The organism is Clostridium aquiflavi, assembly GCF_031344075.1.
Classification (GTDB): domain Bacteria; phylum Bacillota; class Clostridia; order Clostridiales; family Clostridiaceae; genus Clostridium; species Clostridium aquiflavi.
In genome coordinates, this window is sequence record NZ_JAVJAN010000034.1 from 1 (window position 1) to 16,218 (window position 16,218).

The following is a 16,218-nucleotide window of genomic DNA, read 5'->3' on the forward strand; positions in this document are numbered from 1 at the left end:
ATACTAAAATGACTATAGTCCCATTTTAGCTTGCTCCCAATATAAAATTGAGACAAGCAGTAAATGTGACAATACTCATTAAGAATTCTCAAAGTCCAATTACAACGCCATTTTGCCTATTGCAGATATCAATACATATTTAAAACTTTAAAACAAATCCTAAAATAAAATTATGTATGAGGTGAGAGAAGATGAAATTTAGTACTGTTGAAGAATGTGTAAAAGATATAAGAAATGGAAAAATGATTATTATTGTTGATGATGAGGGAAGAGAAAATGAAGGTGATTTAGTTATTCCAGCAGAGAAAGCAACTCCTGAAAATGTGAATTTTATGATTAAATATGCAAGAGGACTGTTGTGTGCACCTGTAGAAGAAGAAATAGCATTAAAATTAGGATTAAATCCTATGGTTGAAAAAAATACAGACAATCATGAAACAGCATTTACAGTAGCTGTTGACTACATAGATACAACTACTGGAATTTCAGCATTCGAAAGATCTGACACTATAAAAATGTTAGTACAAAGTGAAAGACCACAGGACTTTAGAAGACCTGGACATGTATTTCCTCTTATAGCAAAGAAAAAAGGTGTATTAGAAAGAACAGGACATACAGAAGCTTCAGTAGATTTAGCGAAAATTGCAGGCTTTAAAGGAGCTGCTGCAATATGTGAAATAATAAAAGATGATGGAAGTATGGCAAGAAGAGATGATTTAATAAAATTTGCTAAGGAACATGATTTGAAAATATTAACTATAGAAGAATTAATAAGATATAGACTAAGAAATGAAAGAAGTGTTACTAAAGAAGTGGAAGCAAAACTTCCAACAAAATATGGAGACTTTAAGGTTATAGGATTTAAAGAAAATGATAGTGAAAAATGTCATTTAGCTTTAATAAAGGGAGATATTTCAGGAGAAGAACCAGTACTTGTTAGAGTTCATTCAGAATGCTTAACCGGGGATAGTTTAGGATCAAAAAAATGTGATTGTGGAGAACAATATGATGCAGCTATGAAAATGATCGCACAAGAAGGAAGAGGTATTTTACTGTATATGAAACAAGAAGGAAGAGGTATTGGTCTTTTAAACAAATTAAAAGCATATTCACTTCAAGATGAAGGATTAGATACAGTTGAAGCTAACTTAGCTTTAGGATTTGCACCAGATTTAAGAGAATATAAATCTAGTGCAGATATGTTAAAAAACTTAGGGATAAATAGAATTAAATTAATAACAAATAACCCGGAAAAAATAGATGGACTTAGAGAAAATGATATTGATGTAGTAAAAAGAATTTCTATAGAAATGCCATTAAACAAAAATGATGAATTTTATTTAAAGATTAAAAAAGAAAAAATGAATCATTTATTAAATATATAATTATTAGGCTATGTTTTAGCAGAGCGTTGATATATGCATAAGTAAAGTGGGCGAAGTAATTAAAAAAGTAAAAAATTAGGAGGAATTAATAATGAATATTTTTGAAGGACAATTAGTTGCAGAAGGATTAAAAGTTGGAATAATAGTAGGAAGATTCAATGAATTTATAGGTAGTAAGCTTTTGGATGGAGCTATAGATGGACTTAAGAGACATGGAGTAAATGTAGAAGATATAGACGTAGCTTGGGTACCAGGAGCATTTGAAATGCCATTAATAGCAAAGAAAATGGCAAAAAGTCCTAAATACGATGCAGTTATATGTTTAGGTGCAGTAATAAAAGGATCAACATCACATTACGATTATGTTTGTTCAGAAGTTTCTAAAGGAATTGCAAATGTATCATTAGAAACTGGAAAACCAGTAATGTTTGGAGTGCTTACAACAAATAATATAGAACAAGCCATAGAAAGAGCCGGAACTAAAGCAGGAAATAAAGGCTATGAATGTGCAGTTGGTGCAATTGAAATGGCTAATTTAATAAAAGAACTATAATGAGATGACAAATTAATATATACAGAATAGAATAATTCAACCTCGTTAAATATATACAAGCTAAAAATAAAAAGCTTAATATATTTAACGAGGTGATTTTTTGTTATTTTTTATTAACCATATCTAATAATATTCTTTAATTTAATTAGGAACTATAAGTTCAACATTATAATTATTAAAATAATCAATATATTTGGCTGAAGGATACTTATCTGTAATTAGATAATCTAGATCTTTTACATCACAAAAGGTCATTAAAGAGACTATATTAAATTTTGAACTATCTGCAAGTAAAAATGTTTTATGACTTTTAGAAACAGCTACTTTCTTTATTTTAAATTCATTAGGTGAGGTGTGAGTAAGGCCATTTTCTAATGAAATTCCAGTACAAGCCATAAAAGATTTATTTATATTATAAGTTGATAAGACATCACTAGAAGTTAGCCCAGTAAAAGAAAAAGTAGTTCTATTAAACCTACCAGATAAACATATTATATCAATATTATCATGAGGAATTGCTTTTAAAATAACATTAATACTATTGGTAAATAACGTTATATTATCTTTATCATTTAAATAATCAATTATATTTAATGTGGTAGTACCAGAATCTATGAATATAGAATCCCCATCTTCAATAAATTCAGCAGCTTTTTTAGCAATATCTATTTTAGCACTGTTATTTTTTATTGTTCTTTCTTCAAATGGAAGCAGCTCATTACTTTGAGTATTTACTGTAACGCCCCCATATACTTTTTTTATTACGCCTTTATCAACTAAGGCATCTATATCTCTACGAATTGTATTTTTTGACATCTTAAATTCTTCGCAAAGTTTATCTATTGATACGGTTCTATGTTTATAAATAAATTCTTCTAATAAATCAAGTCTTTTTAAACGCATCTAAATACCCCCTTTTTATTTTATTTCAAAAATATGGAATCTAATATTAATTATAAACTATGAAATTATAAAGTAAAAGACATTATCATCATTATACCATAAATATCCTTAAAATTTAAAAAAAGTAAAAAATATACAAGGAAAATATTGACAATCAGAAAACAGGTACTTATAATATAACCATAAGATAACAAGAAGTTAATCATAAGATACCTGAAAGGAGACGGTAAAATGTCAAATGAATTCATAATTCCAAATAAAATTTTAACAGGGAAAAATTCATTAGAAGATAGTGTAGAAGATTTAAAATTATTTGGTGGAAAAGTTTTAATAGTTACAGATAACATTATGGTTAAGTTAGGTAATGTACAAGCTGTAATTGATATTTTAGATAAAGAAAAAATTAATTATTTTATATATGACGAAATAAATGGTGAACCAACAGATGTGATGATAGACAGAGGTGTAGATTTATATAAAAAAGAAAATTGTGATTACTTAGTAGCTGTTGGAGGGGGAAGTTCAATAGATTCAGCTAAAGCAATAGCAATGATGGTAAATAATGAAGGCAAAATATCTGATTATAGGGGAAAACAAATAGAAAACAAATTACCACCAATAGTTGCAATACCAACAACTGCTGGAACAGGATCTGAGGCAACAAAGTTTACTATAATTTCTGATACTAAAACTGATGTAAAGATGTTAATAAAGGGAAGTTCATTAATGCCAACATTAGCAATTATAGATTCAAGATTTACTATGACAGCACCACCTAAAATAACAGCTGCAACAGGATTAGATGCATTAACACATGCTATAGAAGCTTATACATCTAAAAAGTCTCAACCACTTTCTGACACATTTGCACTATCAGCAATAAAGAAGATATTTAAATATTTGCCAATAGCATTTAATGACGGAAAGAATGAAGAAGCTAGAACTCAAATGGCAATTGCAGCATTAGAAGCAGGAATCGCTTTTAATAACTCATCAGTAACAATAGTACATGGTATGAGTAGACCAATAGGAGCATTATTCCATGTACCTCATGGAATATCAAATGCTATGTTATTAAAGGAATGTTTTAACTTTGCATTAGATGGTGCTTATAAGAGATTTGCAGATATTGCAAGAGTACTCAATATAGTAGATGATAATGAAACTGATGAAATAGCTGCTAAAAAATTTGTTGATGAAGTAGATAATTTATGTAACACATTATTGATACCTACTTTAAAAGAGTATGGAATAGATAAAGAAAAGTTTTTCAATAATTTAGATAAAATGGCTAAGGATGCACTAGAAAGTGGAAGTCCTCAAAATACTTTAAAAACAGTTAAACATGATGATATTATTAAAGTTTATAAATCACTTTGGAGGTGATGAAGATGCCATTAGTAAGTATGAATGAACTATTACTAAAAGCAGACAATGAAAATTATGCAGTTGGAAGTTTTAGTGTAGCTAATATGGAAATGATAATTGGTGCTATAAAAGCAGCAGAAGAATTAAATTCTCCAATTATATTACAAATAGCAGAAGTGAGATTAAAACATTCACCATTAGATATAATAGGGCCATCAATGATAAAAGCAGCAGAAAAAGCTAAAGTACCTGTAGCTATTCACTTTGACCATGGCTTAACAATAGATAATATAAAAAAAGCATTAAGCTTAGGGTTTACTTCAGTAATGATAGATGGATCATCTCTAGATTTTTTAGAAAATATAAAGATAACGAGCTTAGTAGAAAAATTGGCTAGAGATTATGGAGCTGCTGTTGAAGGTGAAATTGGCCATGTTGGCGGTAGTGAAGACGGTAGTGAAGATATAAATATAAAAGTTACTGATTTAGACGAGGCTAGGCAATTTATAAATGAGACTGAAATAGATGCTCTTGCAGTAGCAATAGGAAATTCTCATGGAGTTTATAAAGGTGAACCTAAATTAAGATTTGATATTTTAACAAAACTACATGATAACTTAAAAATACCATTAGTATTACATGGTGGATCAGGAATATCAGAAGATGACTTTAAAAAATGTGCAACTATGGGAATAAGAAAAATAAATATAGCAACTGCTACTTTTAATAAAGTAAGAGATTCTGTAAAAAATCTAAATAGTAATTCAAAAGACTATGATTACTTTACTTTACATGAGACTGAAATACAAGGGGCATATGAGAATGTAAAGAAACATATAAAAATTTTTGGTAGTAAGAATAAAGCATAACAAATGTAATTTTAGATAGAATCAGATAACGTTTGCATTAAATATTACGGAAATATTAAACAAGGAGGTTTTAAAAGATGGGATATATTAAATTCCAAAAAGATAGAAACTTTGAGATAGTTCCTATTGGAAGAGTAGCAATTGATTTTAATCCAATAGATATAAATAGACCACTTTCAGAAAGTACGACTTTCAAAAAATATTTAGGGGGATCACCAGCTAATATAGCAGTTGGGCTTTCAAGACTTGGCAAAAAAGTTGGCTTTATAGGTAAGGTTTCAAAGGATCAATTTGGAAAGTTTGTAGTTGATTACTTTGATAATGATGGAATAGATACTTCACAAATAAAGTATGCAGAAAATGGCGAGTCTTTGGGACTTACATTTACAGAAATAGCAAGTCCAACAGAAAGCAGTATTTTGATGTATAGAAATGGAATAGCTGATTTAGAGTTAGATGTTAATGAGATAGATGAAGAATATATAAAAAATACAAAGGCAATAGTAATATCAGGAACAGCACTTGCTAAAAGTCCATCTAGAGAAGCTGCATTAAAAGCATTAGAGTTTGCCAAAAAGAATAATACAGTTGTAATTTTTGATGTAGATTATAGAGAATATAATTGGAAAAATAAAGATGAAATAGCTATTTATTATTCAATAGTTGGAAAGCAAAGTGACATTGTTATGGGATCAAGAGAAGAATTTGATTTGATGGAAAGTCTAATTGTTAAGGAAAAAAGCACTGATGAAGAAAGTGCTAAAAGATGGTTAGATTTTGGTAATAAAATAGTTGTAATTAAACATGGAAAAGAGGGTTCTACAGCTTATACTAATGACGGAAAATCATATAAAATAAAGCCATTTCCAGTAAAACTCTTAAAATCATTTGGCGGTGGAGATGCATACGCTTCAGCATTTATATATGGAATATTAGAAGAATGGGATATTATGGATGCATTAGAATTTGGAAGTGCTTCAGCAGCTATGTTAGTAGCAAGTCATAGCTGTTCACAAGATATGCCAACTGTAAAGCAAATAAATGAATTTATAAAAGAGAAGAAAAAACAATATGGAGAAATGATAGCAAGAGGATAAGGGAGGATTAATGATGATTCATGAATTACATGATTTACAATATGGTGAAAACGTATTATGTGAAATTAGCGGTAAAAACAAAGAAATGTTAATGGATATTGTAGTTGAAAAATTAAGAAAAGGTGAAACAAAAGAGTACCACAATGATGATAAAGAAATAGCAGTACTTCTTTTAACAGGAAAGCTTAAAATAGCTTGGAATAAAGATTCTGAAATAATAGAGAGAAAGTCTGTTTTTGATGAAGATCCATGGTGTTTACATGTTTCTAAGAATATAAAAGTAATAGTTGAATGTTTAGAAGAAAGTGAATTAATAATACAAAGCACAGATAATCAAAATGATTTTGAAGCAAAATTATATTCACCGGATAAGTGTAGAAGTGATATTTTTGGTGAAGGAACTTGGAATGGAACTGCAAGAAGAATTGTAAGAACCGTATTTGATTATAACAATGCACCATATTCTAATATGGTAATTGGAGAAGTTATAACATTTCCAGGAAAGTGGTCAAGTTATCCACCACATTATCATCCACAACCAGAAGTATATTTTTATAAATTTAACAAAGAACAAGGCTTTGGATTTTGTTTAAATGGAGATAATGCATATAAGATCTCTAATAATAGTTTTTCAACAATAACAGGTGGAGATGTTCATCCACAAACATCAGCACCAGGATATGCAATGTATTATTGTTGGATGATTAGGCATCTTGAAAATAATCCATGGACTGACAGGATAGATGTAGAAGAACACAAATGGCTTTGGGATAAAGATGTTAAAATATGGCCTGATAAATAACAAAGAGAAGGTGAATTTATGAAGAGTACAAAAATGACAACAGCACAAGCATTAGTAAAATTTTTAGATAATCAATATGTTTCTTTTGATGGAAAAGAAGAAAAGTTTGTTCATGGAATATTTACTATATTTGGTCATGGAATAGTGGTTGGCTTAGGACAAGCACTTGATGAGAATCCAAGAGGTTTAAGAGTTTATCAAGGAAGAAATGAGCAAGGCATGGCACATGCAGCAACAGCATTTGCTAAGCAAAATAATAGAAGAAAAATCATAGCTTGTTCTTCATCAATAGGACCAGGAGCTGCAAATATGGTCACAGCAGCAGCAACAGCAACAGTAAATAATATACCATTACTTTTACTTCCAGGTGATTCATTTGCAACTAGACAACCAGATCCAGTACTTCAACAAATTGAGCAGTCTTATAACCTTGGAATCACTACAAATGATGTATTTAAGCCTGTATGCAAGTATTGGGATAGAGTAAATAGACCTGAACAATTAATGTCTGCAATGATCAATGCAATGAGGGTATTAACTGATCCAGCTGAAACAGGCGCAGTATGTATAGCACTTCCACAGGATGTTCAAGGAGAAAGTTTTGAGTTTCCAGAATACTTCTTTAAAAAACGTGTTCACAAAATTACTAGACCTTTAGCTGTAGAAGAGGAATTTTATGAATGTTTAAATATAATGAAAAATAAAAAGAAACCTATAATAATTTGTGGCGGAGGAGTAAGGTATTCAGAAGCTGGAGATGCCTTATCTAAATTTGCTAATAGATTTAATATACCTATAGGTGAAACACAAGCTGGAAAAAGCTCAATAAAATCAAGCGATCCTATGAATTTAGGTGGTATTGGAGTTACAGGAAATTTAGCTGCAAATATCATAGCTAAAGATGCTGATTTAGTAATTGGAGTTGGTACAAGATTTTCAGATTTTACAACTGCATCAAAATCATTGTTTAAAAATCCAGATGTAGAATTTGTAACAATTAACTTATCAAAATTTCATGCTAGTAAATTGGACTCATGTAAGATGGTTGGAGATGCTAAAGAATGTTTAGAATATCTTCATAAATTACTTGAAAAAGAAAATTATATTTCTTCATATAAATACGAGATAAAAAATGCAAAAATGGTATGGAAAGAAGAAATGAAAAGACTAACTAATATAAAATATGAAGAGAATTTTGAGCCAATTATAAAATTTAGAAATAAAGAAAGCTTAGAAGAATTTAAAAAATTAACTGATACAACAATAACTCAAACATCTGCATTAGGGTTAATTAGAGAATGTATTGATGATGATGCAATTATTGTTGGAGCATCAGGAAGTTTACCAGGAGATCTTCAAAGAATGTGGGAAACAGAATCTTTAAATTCTTATCATATGGAATACGGATATTCATGCATGGGATATGAAATAGCGGCAGGATTTGGTGCAAAGTTAGCAGATCCAGAAAAAGAAGTTTATTCAATTTTAGGTGATGGAAGTTATTTAATGTTACATTCAGAACTTATAACTTCAATTCAAGAGAATAAAAAAGTAAATGTATTATTATTTGATAACTGTGGATTTGGTTGTATAAATAATCTACAAATGTCTAATGGAATAGGAAATTTAGCAACTGAATTTAGATATAGAAATGATGAAACAAATAAACTTAATGGTAAATTAATACCAATAGATTTTGCAAAAGCAGCTGAAGGATATGGTTTAAAAACATACACAGCTAAAAACTTAGAAGAATTAAAGAATGCATTAATAGATGCAAAAAAACAAAAGGTTTCTACTTTAATTGATATTAAAGTATTACCTAAAACTATGACTGATGGATATGAATCATGGTGGCATGTAGGATTAGCTGAAGTATCAGAAAAAGAATCTGTTAATAAAGCTTTTGAAAATAATAAAAAAGTATTAAAAAGTGCAAGAAAATATTAAAAGGGAGATGTTTTTTATGTTAAAAGTTGGAATCATTGGAGCAGGAAGAATAGGTAAAGTTCATGGAGAAAGTATTTCTAAGTACGTTAAAAATGCAGAAGTAAAGGCAATAGCAGATGTATTTTTAAATGATGATACTAAAAAATGGGCTAAAGAAATGGGGATAGATAATGTTTATAATGACTACAAGAAAATTCTTGAAGATCCAGAAATAGATGCGGTACTTATATGTTCATCAACAGATACTCATTCACCAATTTCTATAGAAGCTATAAGAGCTGGCAAGCATGTATTCTGTGAAAAACCAATTGATCATGAGCTAAGTAGAATTAAAGAAGTTATAGATGAACTTAAGAAATCAAATGTTAAATATCAAGTAGGATTTAATAGAAGATATGACCATAACTTTAAAGCAGTTAGAAAAGCAGTTGTAGAAGGTAAAATTGGAGAACCACACATTCTTAAAATAACTTCAAGAGATCCAGAACCACCATCAATAGATTACGTTAAAGTTTCAGGTGGACTATTCCTTGATATGGCTATTCATGATTTTGATATGGCAAGATATCTTTTAGGAAATGATGTTGAAGAAGTTTATGCAGCTGGAAATGTATTAGTAGATAAAGCTATTGGAGAAGCAGGAGATATAGATACTGCAATAGTTACATTAAAAATGGAAAATGGAGCAATGGTTGTAATTGATAATTCAAGACAATCATCTTATGGATATGATCAAAGAGCAGAAGTATTTGGATCACTTGGGCAAGTAGCTGTAGCTAATGATAGTACTTCAAGTGCAGTTGTATCAACAAAAGATGGAGTAAATGGAGAAAAACCACTATTCTTCTTCTTAGAAAGATATATGCAAGCTTATGCAGAAGAAATAACTGAATTTATTGATGCAATTGTAAATGATAAAGAAGTTTGTGTAAATGCTGATGATGGATTAAAAGCTGTTCTAATAGGTAAGGCAGCAACAAAATCTTTAAAAGAAAATAGACCTGTTAAGATATCAGAAATTCAATATTAATATTAAAAGAAAATATATATTTAATGCTTAAAAATTCTGTATATAATTTATGAAAGAACAGTTTAATATTTCGTGAAATTTTAGGGGGAATTAATATGTTTAATAACGATAAAGTGAAAATAGGAATATGTCCAATTGGTTGGACTAATGATGATATGCCAGACTTAGGAAAAGAAAATACATTTGAACAAGCCGTAAGCGAAATGGCTCTTGCAGGATTTAAGGGTACTGAAATCGGAAATAAATATCCTAAAGATGTAAAGGTTTTAAAGAGGGCTTTAGAAATGAGAAATCTTCAAATTGCAAGTGCTTGGTTTAGCTCATTTTTAACTACTAAACCTTATGAAGAAACTGAAAAAGAATTTATAGATCATAGAGATTTTTTACATGCAATGGGGTCTAAAGTTATAGTAGTTTCAGAACAAGGTCATAGTATTCAAGGACAAATGGAAACTCCTATATTTGATGGAAAGCATCATTTTAATGAAGAAGAATGGAAGCTATTAGCCCATGGACTTAATAAATTGGGACAATTAGCAGCTGATAAAGGAATGAAGATTGTTTATCATCATCATATGGGAACTGGAGTGCAAACAACAGAAGAAATTGATAAGTTAATGAGTGTTACTGATGAAAATTTAGTATATTTATTATTTGATACAGGTCATTTAGTGTACTCAGGTGAAAATCCAGTTGAAATACTAAAAAAGTATGTTCACAGAATAAAACATGTTCATTTAAAAGATATAAGACCTGAAATTGTGAGTAAGGTTAAAAATGAAAAATTAAGTTTCTTAAAAGGTGTAAGAGCTGGAGCATTTACAGTTCCTGGAGATGGCTCAATAGATTTTGAACCAATATTTAAGATATTAGCAGAAAATAATTATGAAGGATGGTTAATGATAGAAGCAGAACAAGATCCATCTATTGCAAATCCTCTTGAATACGCAATTAAAGGAAGACAGTATATAAAAGAAAAAGCTAGTATTTAAAGCATTTAATTTATCATTTTATCTTTAGGATTCCATGTTATATTTTATAATAATTAGTATTTTATAAATATATATAATATGGAATCCTTTTATCTTAAAATAGAAGGAGGATTGAATATGTTTACGTTAATTACCTTTATATTTTTTGTAGTTTTAGTAGGTGTAATATCATTTTATAAGACTAGAGGTTCTAACACTGAATCAGCAGATGGATACTTTTTAGCTGGCAGAGGATTATCAGGTGTTGTAATAGCCAGTTCAATAATGCTTACAAATTTATCAACAGAACAAATAATAGGGTTAAATGGACAAAGTTATATGACTAATATGGGACCAATGGCATGGGAAGCTACGGCTTGTGTATCATTAGGAATTTTAGCTTTAATATTTTTACCTAAGTACTTTAAAAGCGGAATTACAACAATACCAGATTTTTTAGAGGAAAGATATGATTCAACAACAAAAAGAATAGTATCGTTGTTGCTTCTTTTAGGATATATAGTAACATACATTCCTACAGTATTGTATTCAGGTGCTATAGTTATAAATAAAATATTTGGAATATCAGATATTTTAGGAATAACAACTTTTCAAGCAATAGCAATAACTGGATTTATGATATCAGTAATAGGTTGTATATATGCAGTATATGGTGGATTAAAACTATGTGCTGTATCAGATACCATTAATGGAATAGGTCTGCTTGTGGGTGGATTAATGGTACCTGTACTTGGAATAATATCAGTTGGACATGGGAATTTTGTAGATGGATTTAATGTTTTATTAGCCAATCCTCAAAAATTAAATGCAATAAATCCAGCAAATTCCCTATCTCCACTAGTTCCATGGCCAGTTTTAATGACTGGATTATTATTTAACAATTTATTCTATTTCTGTACAAACCAATCAATTGTTCAAAGAGCTTTAGGTGCTAAAAATTTAGAAGAAGCACAAAAAGGCGCTATATATGCAGGGTTTTTAAAATTAATAGGACCTTTCTTTTTAGTATTACCAGGTGTAATTGCATTTGCTAAGTATGGAACAAGATTAGAAAATGCAGATATGGCATATCCTACATTATTAATAGATGTATTACCAAAACCATTATTAGGATTTTTCGCTGCAGTTTTATTTGGAGCTATTATGAGTTCATTTAATGGAGCGTTAAATAGTTCGGCTACTTTATTTACATTAGATCTTTATAAACCACTTATGAAACCAAAAGCTAGTGATAAAGAATTAGTTCATATTGGTAGAAAATTTAATATAATAATTGCAATAATAGCTACATGTGTTGCACCATTTATATTATATGCACCTACGGGATTATATGGATTTTTACAAGAATGTTTTGGTTTTTATAATGTACCGATTTTAGCAGCTGTAGTTGTAGGATTTTATTCTAAAAGAGTTCCTAAGATTGCACCTAAAATTGCATTTTTTGTTCATATAGCTTTATATACATTATCAAAATTTTTAATAAAAGATGTTCATTTTCTTTACGTATTGGGAGTTTTATTCCCAACATGTGTAATCGTTATGCTTATAATAGGAAAATTAAATCCTAGAGAAACCGATTTTGTACAAGAAAATAAAGCAGTAGTTAGTTTAACACCGTGGAAACATGCTAAATTAGCTACTGGAATTATGGTAGGAACAATGTGTTTAATATACTTAATTTTCTCACCACTAGGAATAGGTCAGTGGTAAAATATTAATTAGGCACAATCAAAAAATAACAAGTCCATTTGCTAGTTATTTTCCATCATGCTGCGTCGTTAAATTGACCTAATAGACACGCTATGAGGACAATTAATCTTCTTGACTGATGAAAAATATCCATTGCAACTTTAGACTTGTTATTTATTTTCATGCTTCTTTATTTGAAATTAAGAAATATAAAATTTAAAAACATTAAATAAAACTTAAAACTAAAAAATATATTTGGGTAAGAATAAATAAGTAAATAATAAAGTAGAAAGTCATATCTACACTTTAAATTAAATGTGCGCTATAAATCATCAACATCTTGCTCTTCACCATATCTAACAGTTCCATCAGAACTAAAACTATCTTTTTTATCATATTGAATAAATGAGCCATCATTTGGTTCTTTAGACTTTTGAGCACATTTACTACAAGATTGTGCTTGCGTATGTAATAAATCAACAAGTTTTTTTATATTATCCATATTAAAAATTACTCCTTTCCTATAATAGTTTTAGTATTACCAAGTATTTAAATTATAGTATTATAAGATATATAATTTAAACATATAAAAATATGTAAATAATAAATTTTGCCATTAGTAAATTTCATATGCTATAATTGAAATATATAAACAGAGTTCTCAGCCTTAGATTAGGTTGTGGTTAATCTTAAATTAAAAAATCGTTATGTAAAGATATATAGTTAATACTCCTACTTGTAGAAGTAGGAGTATTAACAGAGTCTATTTTCTGGATAAAAATTATCATATAATTTGACCATATACATTTGATTGGAGAGATATTATGTCTTATGAGAAAAACAGGGGATGCTTAGAAAGAATAACTAATATTTATAGTGAATTAAAAGGCGCAGAAAAAAAAGTTGCACAGTATGTATTAGAAAATCCTAAAAATATAATTCATTTTTCAATAACAGAATTAGCGGAAGTAAGCAAAGCTAGTGAAGCAACTGTATTTAGATTATGTAGTAAGCTTGGTTATAAGGGATATCAAGATTTAAAAATTAATCTAGCTGGCTCTGTAATAGAACCAATAGACAATATTTATGAAGAAATAAAAGAAAATGATGATACATATATCATTATGAGAAAAATAATGAGTTCTAATATAAATAGTATTGAAAGTACGTTAAAAATAAACAAAACTGAAGATTTAGATAAAGCAATTGATATAATATTGAATGCTAAAAAGATAATGTTTTTTGGAATGGGAGGATCTTGGACTATTGCAAATGATGCTTATCATAAATTTATTAGAACAGGAATAGATTGTGCTACTTCAAGTGATTCACATTGGCAAGTTATGTTTTCTTCTATAGCAAATAGTGGTGATGCTATTATAGCTTTTTCAAACTCAGGAAGTAATAAAGAACTAGTTGAAAATATTAATTTAGCGAAAAAAAGAGGTATTAAAATTATAGCCATTACTGGAAATGAAAAGTCACCTCTTGCTAAAGTTGCAGATTTACACTTAATAGCATATGGAAATGAATCTATGTTTAGAAGTGAAGCCATGGAATCTAGACTTACTTCATTAATGATAGTTGACTGGCTTTATGTAGGAGTAGCAATTAAAAGAAAGGATAAGACATTAGACAATTTAGAACGCATAAGAAATGGTATAGCTAGTAAAAGATTTTAGTTAACTTTATTACTATATTACAAAGCAAAAGGCTATTTTAAATAAATAATAAATAATAAATAATAAATAACAAATAATAAATAATAAATAAATGGCTATCTCAAATTAATAAAGATATCTTTTGAGATAGCTTTAATTTTAATATATTAATGAAAAAAAGTTTCGCAAAAATAAATTTTTAGATACGAATATGTCAAAATAAAAAAAAATTTCAAAAAATCTATATTTTTTATTGTATTACTAGATAATAGGTGCTATAATTTCATTAAAGAAAATTTTCTTTATAAATAACGAAAAAATAAGAAAAAAACAAATATACGAAAAAAAATTTCTTAAAATGTATTATAATTTGAGAAGAGGGGAAGAGGTATGAAGTACTTAATAGGAGTTGATATTGGCACAACTAGTACTAAATCAATAGCATTTGATATGGAGGGGAATGTTTTAACAAAATGTAATATAGAATATCCTTTATATAATCCATATCCATCTTGGAGTGAGCAAAATCCGGAAGAAATTTTCAGAGCAGTGTTAAATGGGATTAAGCATGTAGTTCAAGAAAACGATATCAAAAATAATAAATTGTTAGGAATATCATTTAGTAGTGCTATGCATAGCGTAATAGCAATAGATAAGGCAGGAAATGCTTTAACTAACTGCATAATATGGGCTGATACAAGAAGTAATAAGTATTCTGACGAATTAAAAAATAGTGACATAGGACAAGAAATTTACATGAGAACAGGTACACCAATACATCCAATGTCACCACTATGTAAATTATGTTGGTTAAGAGATAATGCTAAAGATGTATTCAATAATGCAGAAAAATTTATATCAATTAAAGAATATATATTCTATAAATTATTCAACCAATATATAGTGGATTATTCTATAGCTTCAGCAACAGGTATATTTGATATTTATGATCTTAAGTGGAATAAAAAAGCATTAGAATATATAGGAGTTTCAGAAGAAAAATTTTCAAAACCTGTACAAACAACTCATGTAGTTAATGGATTAAGTGATATTTATGCAGACTATATGAAAATACCAACAGAAACTAATTTTATAGTTGGAGGAAGTGATGGATGCCTTGCCAATCTAGGTGCTAATGCAATAAAGAATGGAGATGCTGCTGTAACTATAGGTACCAGTGGAGCGATAAGAGTAATATCTAAGAAGCCTAAAAATGATATATCTAGAAGAATATTTAGTTATATTTTAACAGAGGAACATTATGTTTTAGGTGGTGCAGTGAATAATGGAGGAATAATTTATAGATGGTTTAGGGATAATTTTTCATCAGTAGAAACTGAGGCTGCAAAATCATTAAATATAGATCCATATGATATTTTAAATTTAGAAGCTTCAAAAGTTAAAGCAGGAGCAGAAGGACTTATATTTTTACCATATTTGCTAGGAGAAAGAGCACCACATTGGGATGCAAATTCCAAGGGAGTATTTTTTGGTGTTAATATTAAGCACAAAAGAGAACATTTTTTAAGAGCAGTGCTTGAAGGAGTAATGTATGGAATATATGATGTTGGAAAAGCTCTAGAAGAAACAACTGGACCGATAAATACAATATATGCAACTGGTGGATTTGTAAGATCAGAGTTATGGGTACAAATATTAGCTGATATATTTAATAAAAAAGTTGTTATTGCAGAAAGTTATGAGAGTTCTTGCTTAGGTGCAGCTATAATTGCTATGAAAGCTTTAAATATGATTAAGAATATTGAGCAAATCGAAAGTTTGATTCCGACATCAAAAGTATTTGAACCTAATATAGAAAATCATAAAGTTTACATAGAAAATTTCAAAATTTACAGAAAATTATATGAGAAGTTAAAAGATGAATTTCTAGAAATAAATAATTTACAAGATTAAAAGTT

General features: G+C 28.8%; 14 protein-coding genes. 12 read left to right on the forward strand and 2 right to left on the reverse strand.

The annotated features are described in order from the left end of the window. Window positions 1-191: 191 nt before the first annotated feature. Both RGC78_RS12385 and ribH read left to right on the forward strand, forming a co-directional pair. A complete protein-coding gene (locus tag RGC78_RS12385) occupies window positions 192-1,385 on the forward strand; it encodes a bifunctional 3,4-dihydroxy-2-butanone-4-phosphate synthase/GTP cyclohydrolase II (RefSeq protein ID WP_252212832.1) in 1,194 nt (397 codons plus the stop codon). A gap of 91 nt (window positions 1,386-1,476) precedes the next feature. Further along, window positions 1,477-1,938: a 6,7-dimethyl-8-ribityllumazine synthase gene (ribH, locus tag RGC78_RS12390; RefSeq protein WP_252212831.1), complete on the forward strand. Its 462-nt coding sequence runs from the start codon at window positions 1,477-1,479 to the stop codon at window positions 1,936-1,938. 141 nt (window positions 1,939-2,079) lie between these two features. Here the strand turns inward: ribH and RGC78_RS12395 are convergent, their stop codons facing one another. Continuing rightward, complete coding sequence (locus RGC78_RS12395) at window positions 2,080-2,841, reverse strand: DeoR/GlpR family DNA-binding transcription regulator (protein WP_309556743.1); 762 nt, start codon at window positions 2,839-2,841, stop codon at window positions 2,080-2,082. A 231-nt stretch (window positions 2,842-3,072) separates the two neighbouring features. Here RGC78_RS12395 and RGC78_RS12400 point away from each other — a divergent pair, with 231 nt between their 5' ends. From RGC78_RS12400 to RGC78_RS12435, 8 genes are all read left to right on the forward strand, one after another. Then, a complete protein-coding gene (locus tag RGC78_RS12400; RefSeq protein WP_309556744.1) occupies window positions 3,073-4,227 on the forward strand; it encodes an iron-containing alcohol dehydrogenase in 1,155 nt (384 codons plus the stop codon). Between the two features lie 5 nt (window positions 4,228-4,232). Beyond that, window positions 4,233-5,078: a class II fructose-bisphosphate aldolase gene (locus tag RGC78_RS12405; protein WP_252226315.1), complete on the forward strand. Its 846-nt coding sequence runs from the start codon at window positions 4,233-4,235 to the stop codon at window positions 5,076-5,078. 77 nt (window positions 5,079-5,155) lie between these two features. Further along, a complete protein-coding gene (gene iolC / locus RGC78_RS12410) occupies window positions 5,156-6,175 on the forward strand; it encodes a 5-dehydro-2-deoxygluconokinase (RefSeq protein WP_309556745.1) in 1,020 nt (339 codons plus the stop codon). 13 nt (window positions 6,176-6,188) lie between these two features. Continuing rightward, window positions 6,189-6,977: a 5-deoxy-glucuronate isomerase gene (locus tag RGC78_RS12415; protein ID WP_309556746.1), complete on the forward strand. Its 789-nt coding sequence runs from the start codon at window positions 6,189-6,191 to the stop codon at window positions 6,975-6,977. Window positions 6,978-6,995: 18 nt separating this feature from the next. Next, window positions 6,996-8,927, forward strand: a complete 1,932-nt coding sequence (gene iolD, locus RGC78_RS12420; RefSeq protein WP_309556747.1) for a 3D-(3,5/4)-trihydroxycyclohexane-1,2-dione acylhydrolase (decyclizing) — start codon at window positions 6,996-6,998, stop codon at window positions 8,925-8,927. Between the two features lie 16 nt (window positions 8,928-8,943). Next, the gene (iolG, locus tag RGC78_RS12425) at window positions 8,944-9,957 is read left to right on the forward strand and encodes an inositol 2-dehydrogenase (protein ID WP_252226322.1); all 1,014 of its coding nucleotides are present in this window, start codon (window positions 8,944-8,946) and stop codon (window positions 9,955-9,957) included. 95 nt (window positions 9,958-10,052) lie between these two features. Continuing rightward, window positions 10,053-10,949 carry a myo-inosose-2 dehydratase gene (gene iolE, locus RGC78_RS12430; RefSeq protein ID WP_309556748.1) on the forward strand — a complete coding sequence of 299 codons (897 nt, stop codon included), beginning with the start codon at window positions 10,053-10,055 and terminating at the stop codon, window positions 10,947-10,949. A gap of 117 nt (window positions 10,950-11,066) precedes the next feature. Continuing rightward, the gene (locus tag RGC78_RS12435) at window positions 11,067-12,659 is read left to right on the forward strand and encodes a solute:sodium symporter family transporter (protein WP_252212823.1); all 1,593 of its coding nucleotides are present in this window, start codon (window positions 11,067-11,069) and stop codon (window positions 12,657-12,659) included. 301 nt (window positions 12,660-12,960) lie between these two features. Here the strand turns inward: RGC78_RS12435 and RGC78_RS12440 are convergent, their stop codons facing one another. Then, a complete protein-coding gene (locus tag RGC78_RS12440; RefSeq protein WP_252212822.1) occupies window positions 12,961-13,140 on the reverse strand; it encodes a hypothetical protein in 180 nt (59 codons plus the stop codon). 322 nt (window positions 13,141-13,462) lie between these two features. On the opposite strand from RGC78_RS12440, the gene RGC78_RS12445 reads away from it, so the two are divergent. Together RGC78_RS12445 and gntK are read left to right on the forward strand one after the other, a co-directional pair. After that, complete coding sequence (locus RGC78_RS12445) at window positions 13,463-14,320, forward strand: MurR/RpiR family transcriptional regulator (protein WP_252212821.1); 858 nt, start codon at window positions 13,463-13,465, stop codon at window positions 14,318-14,320. A gap of 369 nt (window positions 14,321-14,689) precedes the next feature. Beyond that, a complete protein-coding gene (gene gntK / locus RGC78_RS12450; protein WP_252212820.1) occupies window positions 14,690-16,213 on the forward strand; it encodes a gluconokinase in 1,524 nt (507 codons plus the stop codon). Window positions 16,214-16,218 lie beyond the last annotated feature (5 nt).

Coding starts and splice junctions, on each gene's coding strand:
- RGC78_RS12385 (WP_252212832.1), top strand. CDS start 192: ATGAAATTTAGTACTGTTGAAGAATGTGTAAAAGATATAAGAAATGGA.
- ribH (WP_252212831.1), top strand. CDS start 1,477: ATGAATATTTTTGAAGGACAATTAGTTGCAGAAGGATTAAAAGTTGGA.
- RGC78_RS12395 (WP_309556743.1), bottom strand. CDS start 2,841: ATGCGTTTAAAAAGACTTGATTTATTAGAAGAATTTATTTATAAACAT.
- RGC78_RS12400 (WP_309556744.1), top strand. CDS start 3,073: ATGTCAAATGAATTCATAATTCCAAATAAAATTTTAACAGGGAAAAAT.
- RGC78_RS12405 (WP_252226315.1), top strand. CDS start 4,233: ATGCCATTAGTAAGTATGAATGAACTATTACTAAAAGCAGACAATGAA.
- iolC (WP_309556745.1), top strand. CDS start 5,156: ATGGGATATATTAAATTCCAAAAAGATAGAAACTTTGAGATAGTTCCT.
- RGC78_RS12415 (WP_309556746.1), top strand. CDS start 6,189: ATGATTCATGAATTACATGATTTACAATATGGTGAAAACGTATTATGT.
- iolD (WP_309556747.1), top strand. CDS start 6,996: ATGAAGAGTACAAAAATGACAACAGCACAAGCATTAGTAAAATTTTTA.
- iolG (WP_252226322.1), top strand. CDS start 8,944: ATGTTAAAAGTTGGAATCATTGGAGCAGGAAGAATAGGTAAAGTTCAT.
- iolE (WP_309556748.1), top strand. CDS start 10,053: ATGTTTAATAACGATAAAGTGAAAATAGGAATATGTCCAATTGGTTGG.
- RGC78_RS12435 (WP_252212823.1), top strand. CDS start 11,067: ATGTTTACGTTAATTACCTTTATATTTTTTGTAGTTTTAGTAGGTGTA.
- RGC78_RS12440 (WP_252212822.1), bottom strand. CDS start 13,140: ATGGATAATATAAAAAAACTTGTTGATTTATTACATACGCAAGCACAA.
- RGC78_RS12445 (WP_252212821.1), top strand. CDS start 13,463: ATGTCTTATGAGAAAAACAGGGGATGCTTAGAAAGAATAACTAATATT.
- gntK (WP_252212820.1), top strand. CDS start 14,690: ATGAAGTACTTAATAGGAGTTGATATTGGCACAACTAGTACTAAATCA.